Annotated in this window: 14 protein-coding genes and 1 tRNA gene; 2 read left to right on the top strand and 13 right to left on the bottom strand. The window is 62.5% G+C overall.

What is annotated here, in order from left to right; all coding sequences use genetic code 11:
- Nucleotides 1-350: 350 nt before the first annotated feature.
- The 8 genes from AB5202_RS09015 to AB5202_RS08980 form a co-directional block, all read right to left on the bottom strand.
- Entirely contained in the window at nucleotides 351-692 is a 342-nt protein-coding gene (locus tag AB5202_RS09015) for a 4Fe-4S dicluster domain-containing protein (protein WP_006235753.1), read from the bottom strand.
- Between the two features lie 7 nt (nucleotides 693-699).
- Nucleotides 700-1,788: a hydrogenase large subunit gene (locus tag AB5202_RS09010; protein ID WP_368144286.1), complete on the bottom strand. Its 1,089-nt coding sequence runs from the start codon at nucleotides 1,786-1,788 to the stop codon at nucleotides 700-702.
- Nucleotides 1,789-1,793: 5 nt separating this feature from the next.
- Nucleotides 1,794-2,504, bottom strand: coding sequence for an NADH-quinone oxidoreductase subunit C (locus tag AB5202_RS09005; RefSeq protein WP_368144287.1), 711 nt, complete (start codon nucleotides 2,502-2,504; stop codon nucleotides 1,794-1,796).
- Nucleotides 2,504-3,100: an NADH-quinone oxidoreductase subunit B family protein gene (locus tag AB5202_RS09000; protein WP_368144288.1), complete on the bottom strand. Its 597-nt coding sequence runs from the start codon at nucleotides 3,098-3,100 to the stop codon at nucleotides 2,504-2,506. The genes AB5202_RS09005 and AB5202_RS09000 overlap by 1 nt, the downstream gene beginning before the upstream one ends.
- A gap of 12 nt (nucleotides 3,101-3,112) precedes the next feature.
- Nucleotides 3,113-5,995, bottom strand: a complete 2,883-nt coding sequence (locus AB5202_RS08995) for a proton-conducting transporter transmembrane domain-containing protein (RefSeq protein WP_368144289.1) — start codon at nucleotides 5,993-5,995, stop codon at nucleotides 3,113-3,115.
- Nucleotides 5,996-6,175: 180 nt separating this feature from the next.
- Entirely contained in the window at nucleotides 6,176-6,571 is a 396-nt protein-coding gene (locus AB5202_RS08990; RefSeq protein ID WP_006235758.1) for a helix-turn-helix domain-containing protein, read from the bottom strand.
- A 449-nt stretch (nucleotides 6,572-7,020) separates the two neighbouring features.
- Nucleotides 7,021-9,051, bottom strand: a complete 2,031-nt coding sequence (gene bilR / locus AB5202_RS08985) for a bilirubin reductase, long form (protein ID WP_368144290.1) — start codon at nucleotides 9,049-9,051, stop codon at nucleotides 7,021-7,023.
- 533 nt (nucleotides 9,052-9,584) lie between these two features.
- A tRNA-Met gene (locus AB5202_RS08980) sits at nucleotides 9,585-9,661 on the bottom strand.
- 197 nt (nucleotides 9,662-9,858) lie between these two features.
- On the opposite strand from AB5202_RS08980, the gene AB5202_RS08975 reads away from it, so the two are divergent.
- The gene (locus AB5202_RS08975) at nucleotides 9,859-10,632 is read left to right on the top strand and encodes a type III pantothenate kinase (RefSeq protein WP_368147513.1); all 774 of its coding nucleotides are present in this window, start codon (nucleotides 9,859-9,861) and stop codon (nucleotides 10,630-10,632) included.
- Nucleotides 10,633-10,830: 198 nt separating this feature from the next.
- Here AB5202_RS08975 and AB5202_RS08970 read toward each other — a convergent pair whose 3' ends face one another.
- The 3 genes from AB5202_RS08970 to AB5202_RS08960 form a co-directional block, all read right to left on the bottom strand.
- A complete protein-coding gene (locus tag AB5202_RS08970; RefSeq protein WP_117769759.1) occupies nucleotides 10,831-11,532 on the bottom strand; it encodes a hypothetical protein in 702 nt (233 codons plus the stop codon).
- Entirely contained in the window at nucleotides 11,533-13,275 is a 1,743-nt protein-coding gene (folP, locus tag AB5202_RS08965) for a dihydropteroate synthase (protein ID WP_368144293.1), read from the bottom strand.
- A gap of 95 nt (nucleotides 13,276-13,370) precedes the next feature.
- Nucleotides 13,371-14,123, bottom strand: a complete 753-nt coding sequence (locus AB5202_RS08960) for an NAD-dependent protein deacylase (protein ID WP_368144294.1) — start codon at nucleotides 14,121-14,123, stop codon at nucleotides 13,371-13,373.
- A 113-nt stretch (nucleotides 14,124-14,236) separates the two neighbouring features.
- On the opposite strand from AB5202_RS08960, the gene AB5202_RS08955 reads away from it, so the two are divergent.
- Nucleotides 14,237-15,055, top strand: coding sequence for an exodeoxyribonuclease III (locus AB5202_RS08955; protein WP_271757947.1), 819 nt, complete (start codon nucleotides 14,237-14,239; stop codon nucleotides 15,053-15,055).
- A gap of 148 nt (nucleotides 15,056-15,203) precedes the next feature.
- On the opposite strand, the gene AB5202_RS08950 is transcribed toward AB5202_RS08955, so the two are convergent.
- A complete protein-coding gene (locus AB5202_RS08950) occupies nucleotides 15,204-15,917 on the bottom strand; it encodes a DUF6580 family putative transport protein (RefSeq protein WP_271757944.1) in 714 nt (237 codons plus the stop codon).
- A 4-nt stretch (nucleotides 15,918-15,921) separates the two neighbouring features.
- Nucleotides 15,922-16,221, bottom strand: a 300-nt coding sequence (locus AB5202_RS08945; RefSeq protein WP_368147512.1) for an AAA family ATPase, incomplete at its 5' end; no start/stop codon positions are given.

Here is a 16,221-nt window from a genome sequence, read left to right as displayed (position 1 = left end):
AAACGTAGTAGATGGGCCCATTTCGTGGCAAACGGGTCACGCGGCAGCTCTCGCAAGGCCAAAATGATTCGTTTCCCTCCGTCCACGGGAGTTCAAGGCTGTTACGGATATGATGCCATTTCAAAACTATGCCGGATTACGGGGCTAAAGTCGGGACCCTCATCCATACCCTCATTTTTTGAAAAACGGCAGGCTATCTACCTGCGGTTTTGTTTTTGGGATTTTCCGTATGGTGGGAGGTTCGCTATCCAGCCCCGTAATCCGGCATAGTTTTGTTCGTGGCAGCCCAACCGCGCGTTCACGCGCGGGGCCGGTGGGGCATTTTTGCCCCACCGGCCCCTGTTCCAGCGCTATTCCAGCTTGGTTTCTACTGTGGGAGTCTTGTCCGCTGCGACTGGGGTGCGGGCGGTGTCCATAGTCAGGCAGTGCTTGGGGCAGCTCTCGATGCACTCACCGCACACCACGCAGGCATACGGGTCGATCGACCACGTTCCACCCTTGCGATCGACCGCGAGCGCGCCCGCCGGACAGCGACGCGCACACATGCCGCAGCAAATGCACACGTCCATGTCGTTGACGATATGCCCGCGCAAGCGCTCGGGCGCCGCGAGCTTCTCCTGCGGATAGCACACCGTGACCGGCTGCTTGACCATAGAGCCCAAGGCCGTCTTGGCAAATGTCAGCAAACTCATGCCGCGCCTACCTTTCCGTGCAGCTAATGCAGGGGTCGATGGTCAGGATAATCATGGGAACGTTGGCAAGGAGTACGCCCTGCAGCGCATGCGTCAGACCCGCCAAGTTTTGCGACGTTGGCGTGCGCACGCGGAAACGGTCCAGGTTCTTGGTGCCGTTGCCGCGCACATAGTAATACGCCTCGCCGCGCGGCTGCTCAATCACAACCTCGCCGCGCGCGCCGTCGGCCGGCGTAAGCTTGGTGCGCCCGCCAATCCCGTCGTGCGGAATCTTGCCCACAAGCTCCTTAATGATGTCCATGGCCTGCGTGACCTCGGCGCAACGCACCTGGCAGCGGGCATAGCAATCGCCATCGGTAGCAACGATGGGCTCAAACGCAGCCAGATCCGCATAGGCACCGTCGTCAAACATGCGCACGTCGTAATCCACGCCCGATGCGCGCCCAAACGGACCGACCATCGAAAGCTCCAGCGCGTCTTTCTTGCTAATCATGCCCACGCCATGCAGGCGCTCGCCGCAGCTGTTGTCGTCCAAAAACGTATGCACCAGGGCCTCGTAGTCAGGACGCATGGCATCGAGCGTCTGGACAATGCCCGCCAGCTCGGAGTCCTCGATATCGTGCTTAAGGCCGCCGATCTCGTTAATCGACAGAATCACGCGCCCGCCGCAAGTGCTCTCAAAAATCTTGAGTATCTGCTCGCGCAGGGTCCATGACCGATAGAACAGCGCCTCGAAGCCAAAGGCGTCGGCGAGCAGGCCCAGCCACAGCAGATGCGAGTGAATGCGCGAAAGCTCATGCAGAATGGTGCGGATATACTGCACGCGGCCAGGCACCTCGATGCCGAGCATGCGCTCGCAGGCGCTGGCATAGCCGCAGCTATGGCCCACGGCGCAGATGCCGCAGATGCGCTCGGCAATGTAGCCAAACTGATGCATATCGCGCTTTTCGGTGAGCTTCTCGAGTCCGCGGTGCACAAAACCGATCTGCGGAATTGCCTCGATGACGCGGTCGTCCTCGATCACCAGGTCCAGATGAAGCGGCTCGGGCAGCACCGGGTGCTGCGGGCCAAACGGAATGACGGAGCGATGAGCCATGGACCTTACGCCTCCTTTTTCTGCTTGTCGCGGGCGGCCTTGGCGGCAAACGCCGCGCGGACCTTGGCCGCTTTCTCGGGATCCATGGCGGCGAGCTTTGCCTCCATCTCGGCAGCCTTGAGCGCGGCCTTTGCAGCGACCTCATCGTGCTGAGCATCGGAGCCGGCAGCCGCAGCGGGCTGAGCGACGGCAGCGCCCACAGCATCGCCAGCGCCTTCCCCTGCAGCAGCCGCAGCCGCAGCGGCCTTCTCGGCCGCGGCCTTGCGCGCCTTGGCCTCGGCGGCAGCGCGGACCTTCATGGCCTTCTCGCGCGCGGCCTTCACCTCGGGCGTGATGACACTCATGGGCTCGGCCGTCGAGACCTGGTAGAAAAAGCCCTTAAAGTCGATTTGCATATCGGTGATGGCAAGGCCAAACAGGTCGTGTGCCTCGTTCTCAAACGGGAACACCGCCGGATAGTACGAGCTGATGGACGGAATCTCCTGGTACTGGTCGATACCCTCGACCACCAGATTCTCAATCGCATAGTTACCGTCCTGCGCAATCTGTTCCTGCGCGGCGCGGACGTTGATAAACGTGTAGACCAGGCGATACGAACCGTCGTCTATACAGCGCTCGGCATGCATCTGCACAAAGCGCGCGCCAGCGCCCTTGAGCGCCTGCACATGCGACAGCAGCTCATCGATCCCGACGGTGGTATAGATTGCCTTTTGCATTACTCGGCCTCCTTTGCAGCGGCGGGCTCGTCGGACGTGCCACCAGCCGTGGGCGCGTCGGCATCGGCCCCATCGCCGGCCCCCGCAGCGGCCACAAACCCGTCCTCGCCCAGCTCAACGCCACCGTCCCAGGTAGCGGCACCACCCACGGTGAGCGGGTCACCGCCGGCGCGCATCACGGCCTCCTTCTGGTCCAGGATGCCGCACGCCTCCACGATGGCATCGATCACGGTCTCGGGGCGAATGGCGCACCCGGGCGCGTACACGTCCACGGGAATCGCGCGGTCCACGCCACCGATCACGTTGTAGGCGTCGCGGAACACGCCACCCGAACACGCGCAGATGCCGCACGCCACCACGCACTTGGGCTCGAGCATCTGGTTGTAGATCTGGCGCACAACAGGCAGGTTCTGGGCATTGACCGACCCCGTCACCAAAAAGATATCCGCATGCTTGGGGTTGCCGGTGTTGACCACGCCAAAGCGCTCCGCATCGAACAGCGGCGTGAGCGAGGCCAGCACCTCGATATCGCATCCGTTGCAGCTCGAGCCGTCGTAATGAATAACCCACGGCGAGCGCGACATTTTATGATCCATGGATGCCGCCTCCTAAATAAACACGTCGACGAGGATGGGCATAAGGTTGAGTAGGCCAAACACCAGCGCCACGCCCCATCCGAGCTTAAAGCAGCTGCGCCAGGTGCTACGGGCGAAGGTGTTGTCGATCAGCACCTCGACAAAATACGTCGCGGCCATCACGACCAGGGCGACCACCCAGCTCACCGGGTTGTCCCAAACAAAGAACATGCCCACCCACATCAAAAACAGCACGGTCTCACACCAGTGCATGAGGGTCATCTTGGCCAGCGTGCCGCCGCTCATCTCGGTGGCGACGCCCTGGACGATCTCCTGATGCGCGTGATGCGAGTACGAAAGATCGAACGGCGACTTGCGCAGCTTGATGGTAAGCACCGCAAGAAGCGCGAGGAAAATGGGCGCGCTGTACACGATGATAGGGGCCGACTGCCCCGTCACGGCGATGGAATCAAAGCTATCGGTGGCAAGATACAGGCCCACGCTCATCAGCAGAACGGCGGGCTCGTAGCTCATAACCTGCAGCAGCTCGCGGTCGGCGCCGACCTGGGCAAACGGGCTTTGCGTCGAGGCGGACGCCAGCACCACAAAGATCGCGGCGAGCGTCACCATAAAGGAGCACAACATCGTGTTGGAACCCGACACAAAGATGCCGCCGCCCACCACGGTAAAGATGAGCGCGCACGCCATGTAGGTATCGTCCATGGTGTTTACGCTGGCGGGGGCCTTGCGCAGCAGCTTGGCAACGTCGTAGAACGGTTGCAGCAGGCGCGGACCCACACGGCCCTGCATGCGGGCCGAAAGCTTACGGTCAAGACCGTCGATCAGACCGCCCACAAGCGGCGCCAGCAAGGCAAACGCCACGGTGCCAATAAAAATGCCCACGACGCCCGAACCTTCAAAATACTTGCCGCGCAGCACCGAGGGCGCGCTCATGGCAAGCCGCTCGGGCCCAATCCACGAGCAACACAGAAGCGCAAACAAGATAATGCTGCAGCACACGACGCTACCTGCGGGGCCAATGCGCTTCTCGCCAAGGGCGTCCTCCGAATACCAATTGCGCTTTTCGGCCTTCACCTCGTGTCCCATCGAGCCGCGGAAATGGCGGTAATTGTCGGTTCCCACACCCGAAAGATATACGTTTACGTGCGGCTTATTGCTCACGCGGAACGACGTCAGCAGCACCACGGCAATAAACGCCACGATAACCACCATCAGATACATGGCGTCCTTGCCGATAACGTACGGCACGCGGCCAAACACCATGGCCAAGTAAGGCGACACCAGACCGCTCGAGATAACCGGGAACGCCACGCAGCACAGAATCAGCAGCGCGGCGATGGTGTTGAGGGCCATCCATTCGGTCTTATGGACATTGACCTCAACGTTTTGAGCCGTGGGGTCGACGCCCGAAAGCTTGGCAAGCCACTTGCCCCAGAAGAAGAAGGTCGCGGCCGAGCCAAAGGCAAGTACCATGATCATGAGCACGTTGCCGGTCTGCGCGAACGCCACCAGAGCGCCCCACTTGGACACGAGCATGCCAAACGGCGCCACAAACATGCCCATGATGCCCAGCATCATCAGGCGCGTCAGGTGCGGCATGCGGCTGAACATACCGTCCATGTCCTCGATATTGCGGCTGCCGATATGATGCTCGGCCGTGCCCACGCACAGGAACAGCAGCGACTTTGCCACCGTGTGGAACAGGATCAGGAAGATGGCCGCCCATACGGCCTCGGGCGCGCCGACACCCAGGCAGGCACTGATGAGGCCCAAGTTGGAAATGGTGGAGTACGCGAGCACGCGTTTGGCGTTGCTCTGCGAGATGGCCATAAGGGCAGCAAGCAAAAACGTGATGGCACCCACACTCGTGACCATAAAGCCGGTCACGGGATAGATGGCATAGAGCGGGCTCAGCTTGACCATCAGGAACACGCCGGCTTTGACCATGGTTGACGAGTGCAGCAGGGCGCTCGTGGGCGTGGGGGCAACCATGGCACCCAACAGCCACGTGTGGAACGGCATCTGCGCGGCCTTGGTGAGCGCGGCGAGCGACAGCAGGACGACCGGCATCACCAGCAGCGCGGACTGCGCGGTTCCGGCGCCGGAAAGCTCGATCATGCCCGAGATGGTCAGCGGCATGCCGCTAACGTGCAGATACATGAGTCCGGCCAAAAACGCGATGCCGCCCAGCATGTTGAGGATGATCTGGGTAAAGGCGTTCTTGATGGCCTCGGGCGTGCGCGTGTAGCCAATCATAAGGAACGAGCACACGGTGGTGATTTCCCAGCCGCAGAACAGCCACTCAAGGTTGTCGCTCGTCACGATGACGAACATGGCCGAGAGGAACAGGAACATAAGCGCCAGGAACTGCGGACGACGGTCGGGCGCGGTCTGCCCGCGCAGCGCGGCCTCGTGCTCATCATGGGTCTGGAAGTCCTTCATGTAGCCCAAAGCGTAGATACAGATAAGGCTGCCGACGATGCCGACGGCGAGGACCATGATCACGCTCATGTAGTCCAGGTAGAGCGGCGTTGCGATGACGGCTTCGGCCGCGGGCAGCGTCATGGCTGCAAAGGCGAGCGAGCCCACCAGCTGGACGATGCCGAGCACCGTGGTGAGCGCGTTCCTATATTTGTACGCGTTGTACAGGATGACGGCGCACAGGATGACATCGATGACGGAGCTGATGATCGAGAGCACGTGCGAGGTGCCGGGGGCGACCTCAAAGCTCTGCGGACCCGTGCCAAAAAACATGACGGCGACTACAACTGTCACCGCCATAATAATGCCGGAACCTATGAGCCCCACCGCATCGCGGGCGCGGTCACCGCGCACGAGCAGCATGCCCAGCGCCGGTACCAGCGGAAACAGGGTAAGGAAATACAGTAGCGTCATACCATCACTCCCCCATGCAAAAACGCTGCAATTGTTTAACGTTATAGCTCAATTGAGGAGTAGCGGCGGCAGGTTTTCGGTCAATTGGGGAGTTTTAGGCGTACGGGGTAAGGGCACGTCCGCTTTGGAGCAGAGAGGCGGCAAGAAAAATGCGCCCCTGTGGGCGCACCATCCCGTTTGCTATTCCGCCTTTTTAACGCGCGGCTTGCGACCGCGCGGCTTATCGACCAGTGCGGACTCACCGCTCTCGCGGTACTGACGGCACCAAGCCTTGACCGAAGACTCGCTGGGAATCTTGTGCTTGATCATGGCCTCGCGAACCGTCAAGCCGTTTTCCAGACGGTCCTTAACCACAGCGAGCTTTACGTCGTACGAATAGGTGTGATGATGCGAACCGGCATTGAGAACGGCGTCGGCACCGCCCACGGCATACGCGCGGGCCCACTGACGAGCCGTGGCCTGGGGAATGCCAAGCTCCGCGGCGAGAGCGCGATGACCGACCCCCTCTTGGAGGATCTCGACGGCGCGCTGCCTAACCTCGGGCGCATGCGTGCGAGTCCTAGTTGCTTCCGACATACCTGCCACTTCTTAGCCTTAGCCGTTAATCTGCTTTCTTACGTGCAAGTTAGATAGTAGCATTTTACTGTTTGCTCAAAGCAGTTAATTAAAATAGACGCGGCGTTATCTGGGCATTTGGCACCAAATTACGACATTTCTTTATCGATTATTTACGCTGGTAGCTGACTCGCAGCTAATCGTCATTCGCTTGTCAACAAAATTGGCATCTCTTTATGTCCTTTGGTATAGAGGATATAGTTATTAACCCCTCCCCCAATATTTTTGAGTGATCTGCAAGGCAGTAGACGTCCTCACTCCTCATGATTACCGCGCATTGCCATTCATCGGAGCAAAACAAAAAGGGCGGGACCTGCTGCGCTTGCAGGCCCCGCACCGGTTGACACCCGACGGGACACAGCCGGGCGAGACGGATCCGTGCTACCGCCCCGCCTGGCCGCGATGTTCAACTACAGCTCGTTGGCCGCGTGATACGCCGTGCGAATGGCGCTCGCAATGTCGGCGGTGCGCTCACCCGAGCAGTCGCCCACGCAGGTCACGGGCACCGTCACGCCATCCAGGTCAAACGCGTTGGCCTTGGAGCCCACGGCCATCACCACGTAATCGCAGGCGATCTTCACCGGCTCCTCGGCGCCGTCCTCGGTGGTGCGAACAGCCTCCACGCCCTCGTCGGTAATGGCGGTCAGGCGGGTCTTAACATGCTGCTCCACGTTGTGCTCTGCAAAGTCGCTCATAATCAGCGGCAGAATGGTCTCGGACTCGCCCGCGGCAATCTTGTCGAGCATCTCCACGATCGCCACCTCGCAGCCGTGCTGCAGCAGGTACTCGGCAGTCTCGGTGCCCACCAGGCCGCCGCCAATGACGGCGACGCGGCCGCTGAGCTCCACCTTGCCGGCCAGCACGTCCCAGCTCGAGACGACCTTCTCCGAATCGGCACCCGGAACGGGGATGACCACGTCGTGTGCGCCCACGGCCACAATCGCAGCGTCGGCGGCGTTGAGGTCCTCAGCGGTAGCGGCATGGTTGAGCTCGACCTTCACGCCCAGGCCGGGCAGAATCTTCTCGTAGTACTCGACCGAGCGCATGATCTCGTCCTTGCGCGGAGGCGCAGCCGCCAGCACAATCTGGCCGCCCAGGTGATCGCTCGCCTCGTAGATGGTCACGTCGTAGCCGCGCTTGGCCGCCACGCGTGCGGCCTCCAGGCCGGCGATGCCGCCGCCCACCACGGCGATCTTCTTGTCGCCCTCGCCCGGCTTGATGGCGATGGTCGCCTCGTCGCCGTTCTCCGCGTTGAGCACGCACGAAATGTACTTGCGGTTTTGAATCGCGTCGACACAGCCCTTGTTGCAGTTGAGGCACTCGCGGATGGGCTCACCCGTGGCGGCCTTCAGCGCAATGTCGGGGTCGCACATGAGCGAGCGGCCGTAGGCGATGATGTCGGCCGCGCCGTCTTCCAGAATCTTCTCGCCGGCCTCGACCGAAACCACGCGGCCGACGGTTGCCACCGGCACGGAGACCAGGGCCTTGACGCGCTCGGCCACGGGCAGCGTCCAGTTGTAGGGCATGGCGCCCATGGGCGGAATGGTGTCGCCCATGTTGCCGGTATGGTTGGCCTGCGCGACCTGGATCATGTCGATGCCCGCGCCCTCGAGCAGCTTGGCGAACTCGCAGGCCTCATCGGGCAGCAGGCCGCCCTTGCCGCGCGGCGTGCCGTCGGGGTTCTCCATGATCACGGGGAGCTTGTACTCCACCATCAGCCCCGGCGCGGCCTCCTTAATGGCAGCGACGACCTCCAGCGCATAGCGAACGCGGTTCTCGAACGAGCCGCCGTACTCGTCGGTGCGCTTGTTGAGGATGGCCGAGCACAGCGAACCCACCAGGCGGTCGCCGTGGACCTCGATGGCGTCGATGCCGGCCTGCTGCGCGCGGGCGGCCGAGGCGGCGATGGCCTCCTTGATCTGGGTGAGCTGCTCTACGCTCGCCTCGTTCACAAAGTGCTGCATGTCGTGATGCAGCTTGGCGTAGGCCTGCTTGCGGATCTCGTTGGACTCGGCCATCTTGGCGGCGAAGGTCTCCTCGTCGCCGGCGGCTTTGGCCTCCTGCGCGGCCTTGGCGGCGGCCATGGAGCCCATGACCATGCGGCCGACGCCGGGCACGTCGTACTCGGGGTGGAACAGCTGCAGCGCGACCTTGGCGCCGTGCTTGTGGACGGCGTCGGCCAGTGCCTTAAACGTGGGGATCTGGGCGTCGGTCGCCAGCTTGGGCGTAGGGCTCGCGGTCATGACGGGAGCGACGTCGCCGATGACGATGTAACTCACGCCGCCACGGGCCAGGCGCTCGTAAAAAGCCAGGCTGCGCTCGCCGATGGAGCCGTCGCGCTCCTCGTAGCCGGTGGTCAGCGGCGGGAACATAATGCGGTTCTTGAGCTCAAGGGGGCCAACCGTAATGGGCTGGAGCAGCTTGGATGCAGGTGCGGTCATGGACATTCCTCTCTTGTAGGCGCGGCGGCGATGATGCCGCGTAGTTGTCTAGAGGATATGGCATGGGAATACAACAGCGCAACGGAAATCGGCGGACAGCAGGTAGCGGCAGGTGGATGGGGATGGGCGGGGCGGCCCGTCGGTTTATCTCAATCTGTAACAGTTACGCGACAAAACCGGGTCTTACTGTTACAGATCGAGACATTCCTCTCGGCCCATCCTCAACAATCTAGATCTGTAACAGCTAGGCCCACTTTTGGCCCCTATCTGTTACAGATCGAGACGAACCAAACCCGCCTGCTAGAAAATCTCAATCTGTAACGGTTACTCGGCAAAAACCGTCCCTCGTGTTACAGATTTAGACAAACGGGACCCAACCCACCGGTATATCTCAATCTGTAACACCTAGCCGCCTAAATCGGGTCTAGATGTTACAGGTCGAGATTTTGTTTGAGAGGCCGAGAATTGGACCGAGAACACGGTCCCGGAATAACAAAAAAGCTCGCCGGCTAGGCCGACGAGCTGCAAGTTCTTGGTCGCGGGGGCAGGATTTGAACCTACGACCTCCGGGTTATGAGCCCGGCGAGCTACCAGACTGCTCCACCCCGCAATGTCTGGGCGCCTCATGTGCGCAAGAAAGAATATTACGCGGGAGTTCGGTAAACGGCAAGGAAAATCTCGTAGAGCATAATTCCTTCATATTTAAAACCCCTCAGCCCCTATCACCGTAAACGAATCGCAGCCGAGCGCCGTCGACGGCACGTATACAATGGTGCGCGTCCTTTTATGCCGACACTGGGAGTAGACATGCTGCTCGCTATCGATATGGGAAATACGCAGACGGCCATGGGCCTGTTTGACGGAGACGAGCTGGTGCAGTCGTGGCGCATGCCCACCGACCGCTCCTATACCGCCGACGAGATCCACGTGCGCCTGATGGGCTTCTTTAAGATGTACGACCTCTCGCTCGGCGCGGTCGACGCGATCGCCTTTGCCGGCGTGGTGCCGCAGCTCTCGCGCGAATGGCACGCCGTGGCCGACCGCATTGCCGCAGACGCCATCGTCATCGGGCCGCAGACGGCCGCCGTGACCAAGCTGCGTGCGGCGCGACCCCAGGCCGTGGGCGCCGACCGCGTAGCTAACGCCGTCGCAGCCGAAGCTTTCTACGGCGCGCCAGCGATCGTGGTGGACTTTGGTACCGCGACCAATATCGACGTCATCGATGAGGACGGCTATTACATTGGCGGAGCGATCGCGCCGGGCATCCGCATCTCCATGGACGCGCTAGCTGCCCGCGCTGCCAAGCTCGCCAGCGTTCCGCTCGAGGCGCCCGAGCACGCCATCGGCCGTGACACCGAGGAATGCATCAAGGTCGGCGCCGTGATGGGCGCCGCCGCCATGGCCGAAGGCCTGGTCGCGCGCATGAAGCGCGAGCTGGGCCGCGACGATGCCACCGTTATCGCCACAGGCGGTCTCGCCGGCATCGTCGCCGGCTCGACCGATGCCTTCGACGTGGCAGACGGCCAACTCACCATCAAGGGCATCTGCGAAATCTACCGCCGCATGCAGGAGCTGGGATAGAGCAGGGGCTTAAGTCGAGCACGCCCGATGCCACAGCCCCCGCAAATGCTCGCCAAGCCTATTCCTCAAAATCGAAAAATTTTCAGTTTTGAGGAATAGGGCGCTGGCAACCCATTCCCCAGATAGGCGAAACCCTCCCCGGCACAGGCCGAGGAGGGTCTTGTTGTCATGTCTATCTTTGGGCGCGAACGCCCCGCGCTACAGACCGCGAATCCGCACGGCCTCGGGCGGAAACTCCTGCTCGCCGGCGTCGGTCTTGATAGTCGCGCGGCCCCAGATGTCCAGGCCCGCGAACACGCCGACCGCAAGCGGCAAGCCGTTGGGCGACACCGCCGCGACCTGGCGACCCAGCAGCGGCACCATGTCGAAGTACTCGCCCAGCACGGGAGCCAGCGGTCCTGCGGCGCCTTGCGGCGTGTTGGCAACAACCGCCCAGGCGTCCACGCGGGCCAGCACGGCGGCGGCCAGCGTCTCGACCAGCGCTTCGTCAGCCACGTCCACACCAAGCTCGCTCAGCGCCGAACGCTCAATATCCACCGTCACGGCACCGAACATGCCCGCAGCACCGGCACCGCCGTTCACGGCAACACGCGCGAGCGACGTCTCAAACGCAGGCGCACCGCACACGATATCGCTCGGCCACTGGATACCCACCTTACCGGCAAGGCCCAACCCCGGCGTCGAAGCCGTGCCCACAAGCGCGTCCATCATGCCCATAGCCGCCACAAACGGCAGGCCGTGGAAGGCATGCATGTTCACATCGGGGCGCACGACCAGCGAAAACATCAGCGATGCATCGCCCGCGCTCCACGCGCACCAGCCCGCGGACATGCCCTCGCGGCCCGCGTCGCGCGCCGCGTCGAGCTCGGTGCCAGCGGCAACAGCATTCATCTCGATCATCTACATACGCCCCAATTCGCCCACGATATGGCCCACGCGGTCCTCGGGCTCCTTGACCTCGACGCCGTTGTAGCGGAAGAACCGCGCCGGGTCGTGCATCAGGTCCTCGAGCGGCACCAGCACAAAATCGCGTTCGCCGATCAGCGGATGCGGCAGGCGCAGCTTTTTGCCGCCGTGGGTCTCGCCGTCCATCCACAGCAGGTCCAGGTCGATGGTGCGCGGACCGTTGGCCTTGGCCTTTTTGGAGCGGTCGCGCCCCAGCTCGGCCTCGATCTTCATAAGCTCGTCGAGCAGCACCAACGGCGCCAGCTCGGTCTTGATCTCGATGACGGCGTTGGCAAACGCGTCCTGGCGCGTCTCGTAGGCAGGCTCGCTCTCGTAGATCTTGGAGGAGTTGGACACGCAGGTGAGTGGAATCTCGGCGATCATCTCGCGTGCAGCGCGGATGTTGTCGCAGCGATGCCCCAGGTTGGAGCCCACAGCCACAAACGCGCGGCGCGGCTGCGGCTTGGCAACCGCCCAGTAACCGTTCAGGAACTGCGCAAAACCCGCGGCGTCGTGCACGCGCACGATGTTGGCACCGGCCTGGATGGCGCCCAGGCACACGCCAAACGTAGCGGCATCGCGCTCGGCGGCCTCGGTCACACCCGAGACGGCGCCCACAAAGCGCTTGCGCGACACGGCGCACATGAGCGGATAGCCCAGTGACGCCATCTTGGCAGTCTCGCGCTGGATGACGATGTCCTCGTTAGCCGACTTACCAAAGCCCGGGCCAGGATCGATGCAGATGCGGTCGCGCGACACGCCGGCATGGATGAGCGTGCGGGCCTGGTCGGACAGAAAGCCCATAACGCGGCGCATGATGGGCGCCGAATCGGGCAGGGTGAAGCGGCGGAGCTGCGAGGTGGGCACGTAGGCTTCCTCGCGGCGGGCGCTGCGGCGCATCATGGCTGCCAGGTGGTCATTGGACTCCGATGCGACCTCGGTGGCTGCGGGCGCGGCCTCGGGCGCGGGCGCGACGGTCTCGGCGGCAGCAACCTGCTCGGCGGCCGGCGTCTCCTGCTCGCTTGCAGGCTCGGACGTGGGCTCCGGTTCGCCAAACGGCAACGAGGGCTGCACCACGCCGCCCGGAAGCTTGGCCTCCGGCTTAGGCTCGCCCAGCAACTTGCCGCGACGGCGGCGAGCCGGCTTCTCGGCCTCACGCGCGGCCTCGGCAGCCGCCTCGCGCGCCTTCTCGGCAACAAACGCCGCTGCCGAGGTATCGAGCTGCACCGTTGCGTGCGTGCGGGTGGGCGCGGCGACCTCGCCGGCATGCATCACGATGACGCCGCAGGTGCTCGTCTTAACAAACTCGACCATCTTGGGATCGGTGAAGCCGGTCACGTCGTTGACGATCGAGGCGCCGCAGCGCACGGCCGCCTTGGCAACCGCCACATGACGCGTGTCGATCGAGACGATGGCGCCCTCCTTGGCCAGCGCGCGCACCACGGGCAGCACGCGGCGAGCCTCCTCGTCGGGGTTGACCGGGGTAAAACCGGGGCGCGTGGACTCGCCGCCCACGTCGATGATGTCGGCGCCGGCGTCGAGCATCGCCAGGCCGTACTCGATGGCGGCATCCGGGTCGAAGTGCTCCCCGCCATCGCTAAACGAATCGGGCGTCACGTTGAGGACGCCCATGATGCGCGGACGGTCAAAGCTGAGCTCATACTTTCCGCACCGCCATGTCTTGCTGTCGTTCGCCATGAACATCCTCCTAAAATGCCCACGCCGCCGAGCTTGGGGAGCTGGCGGCGGGGTCGCTTTGCACTCAGTCTTTCTATTGTATCCGCGCGCGCGGGCTAGAACGCAAACGTGGCCGCGATGTCGCAAGAAATCAGCAGGTCGGCATTTGCATCCTGATCGGTGGGAGCAAGGTTGCATATGGCCAGCGTATCGCCGGTAAAGTAACGCGTAAGGCCTGCCGCCGGATACACCACGAGCGAGGTCCCGCCCACAATGAGGGCATCGGCCGCGGCGATGGCGGCAACGGCACCGGTCAGCACGTGCTCGTCGAGCGGCTCCTCGTAGAGCACTACATCGGGCTTGATGCGCCCGCCGCACGCAGGACACACAGGCGCACCCGCGGCGTCCTCGTGCTCGCGCGAGCAAATCCACTCGGCGCTATAGACCGCGCCGCACGACTGGCAAATGTTGCGATGGACCGATCCGTGCAGCTCAAACACTCGCTGTGAGCCGGCCATCTGATGCAGGCCGTCGATGTTTTGCGTCACCACGGCATCAAGCTTGCCGGCGTGCTCCAGCTCGGCCAGCTTGATGTGGCAGCGGTTGGGCTTAGCGTTAAGCGCGATCATCTTGGTGCGGTAAAAGTCGAAGAACTCCGCAGGATGCGCCTCGTAAAAGCTATGCGACAGTATGGTCTCGGGCGGATAGGCAAACTGCTGGTGATACAGGCCGTCCATGCTGCGGAAATCGGGGATGCCACTCGCCGTGGAAACGCCCGCGCCGCCAAAGAAGACCACGCGCTTGTGGGTATCAAAAAGCTCCGCCAGCGCGGCGGAGGCCTGTTTGGAGTCCGTTATCGCCTGCGTCATATATGTCCTCCGTCCGTGTCTCCGGGACGGCGGCGTTCGCACTATCACTCGCGGACTCCGCCCCGCTCTTGTTGCGTTAATCTTAAGCCTGCCAACCCCGTCGAAAGGACACCATGCCTCAGACTTACACTTTCGCCTCGTGGAACGTCAACGGCCTGCGCGCCGTGCTCAAAAAGGACCCGAGCTTTATCCAGATCGCGCAAGAACTCGACGTCGATATCCTGGCGCTGCAAGAGACCAAGCTGCAGGAGGGCCAGGTCGATATCGACCTGCCCGGCTATCACCAAACCTGGAGCTACGCCGAGCGCAAGGGCTACTCGGGCACCGCGGTCTTTAGCCGCCAGGAACCGCTGCGCGTACTGCGCGCCGATGCGCTGCTGCCCTACGCCGGCGAGGGCGAGGCGGCCGAGCTCGTCGCCCAAGCCGCGACCGAGGGCCGCGTCTGCGCGCTGGAGTTCGACAAGTTCTGGTTTGTGGATGTCTACACTCCCAACGCGCAAAACGAACTCGCCCGCATCGACGTGCGCATGGCCTGGGACGATGCCTACCGCGGCTTTTTGAGCGCGCTTGAGCGCGAGACCGGCAAGCCCGTGGTGACCTGTGGCGACTTTAACGTGGCGCACGAGGAGATCGACCTTAAGAACCCCAAGTCCAACCGCGGCAACGCCGGCTTTTCGGACGAGGAACGCGGCAAGTTTACCGAGCTGCTCAACGCCGGCTTCACCGATACCTGGCGCGCGGCAAACCCCGACGTCGAGGGCATCTACAGCTGGTGGAGCTACCGCTTTAATGCCCGCAAGAACAACGCCGGCTGGCGCATCGACTACTTCCTGGTAAGTGATTCAATCGCCGCCAACGTTCGCGACACCGGTATCCGTGGCGATATCTTCGGCAGCGACCACTGCCCCGTCACCCTCACGCTAAAGCTCTAGCCCCAAGTAATTCCTGGGGGACAGAGGAAAACAGATCATGTGACCCCTCTCCCCCTATAAGTTGCGGTGGAATAGTTCCTGTTTGGGCAGCAAATAGCCAAAAACGAGAACTATTCCACCGCAAGTTCGTGAGGGAACGCGAAATGCCTTACAGCCCGTATTTCACGACGACACGGTTAATGCGACGGCACCAGGGCTTGTACAAGGCGGCCAAAAACACGCATGTCGCGAGTCCGTGCGTAATATCGAACGGCACTGCCGTGGCAAGACGTGCCACGGCACCCGCCCAAGTAAGCGGCTGTACAAACCCAATGATGTCATACGCGTTGATCACGACGCCATAGAGCAGGCCCGACGCAAAGCCGTACGCCAGCAGCGCCGGCATGCGCACGGTGCCGTCGGCGCGGTCGAACGCGCCCGCATACGCCAGCGCACCGCCAACGTATCCCACGAGCCCCCAGGCATACATCTGCCACGGCGTCCACATGCCCTGTCCAAAAAAGAAATTGCTGGTCAGCGCCGCCAGCGCGCCAACCATAAAACCATTGCGGCGACCAAGCGTCGCCCCCGCGATAATGGCGATGGCGCTCACCGGTTTAAAGTCGGGAATGGGCCCAAACAGGATGCGCCCCGCCGCCGCCAGCGCCGCCAGCACCAGCGTGGGCATAATCTGGCGCAAACCCGGACGAGATGCCTCGTAACCCGCAAAGAACAGCGCAAGCACCAACGCCACCACAACCAGCATGGCCAACGCTGCCTGCTCAACACCCGCCAGCAACGCGGCGGCCATCACCGCCGGCACCGCCAACAACAGCGGGATCTCCAGTTTTGCAAGCAAACGCGAGAAACGACAGTCCGTCATCCCATCACGCCCTATAGAACACGTTGTCGGCAAAGAAGTCGGCCGGCGGCTCCATGCAGGCAATCTCGCCGTCAAACATCATGGCGACGTCGTCGGCTACCTGCTCGGCAAAGTCCAAATCGTGCGTAGCCATGATGACGGTGCCGCCAGCCTTCGCATGGTCACGCAGGGCGCGGGCGATGATGCGGCGGCTGAACAGGTCTAGACCCTTGGTGGGCTCATCGAGCAATAGCAGTTCGGGGCCGATTAGCAGCAGTTTTGCCAATGCAAGCAGTTGACGCTGCCCGCCCGAAAGATCGTACGG

Origin of the sequence: Collinsella aerofaciens (assembly GCF_040915545.1) — a bacterium.
Classification (GTDB): domain Bacteria; phylum Actinomycetota; class Coriobacteriia; order Coriobacteriales; family Coriobacteriaceae; genus Collinsella; species Collinsella aerofaciens_BE.
The sequence above is the reverse complement of the archived record's forward strand: the minus strand, read 5'-3'. Positions and strand labels throughout refer to the sequence as shown.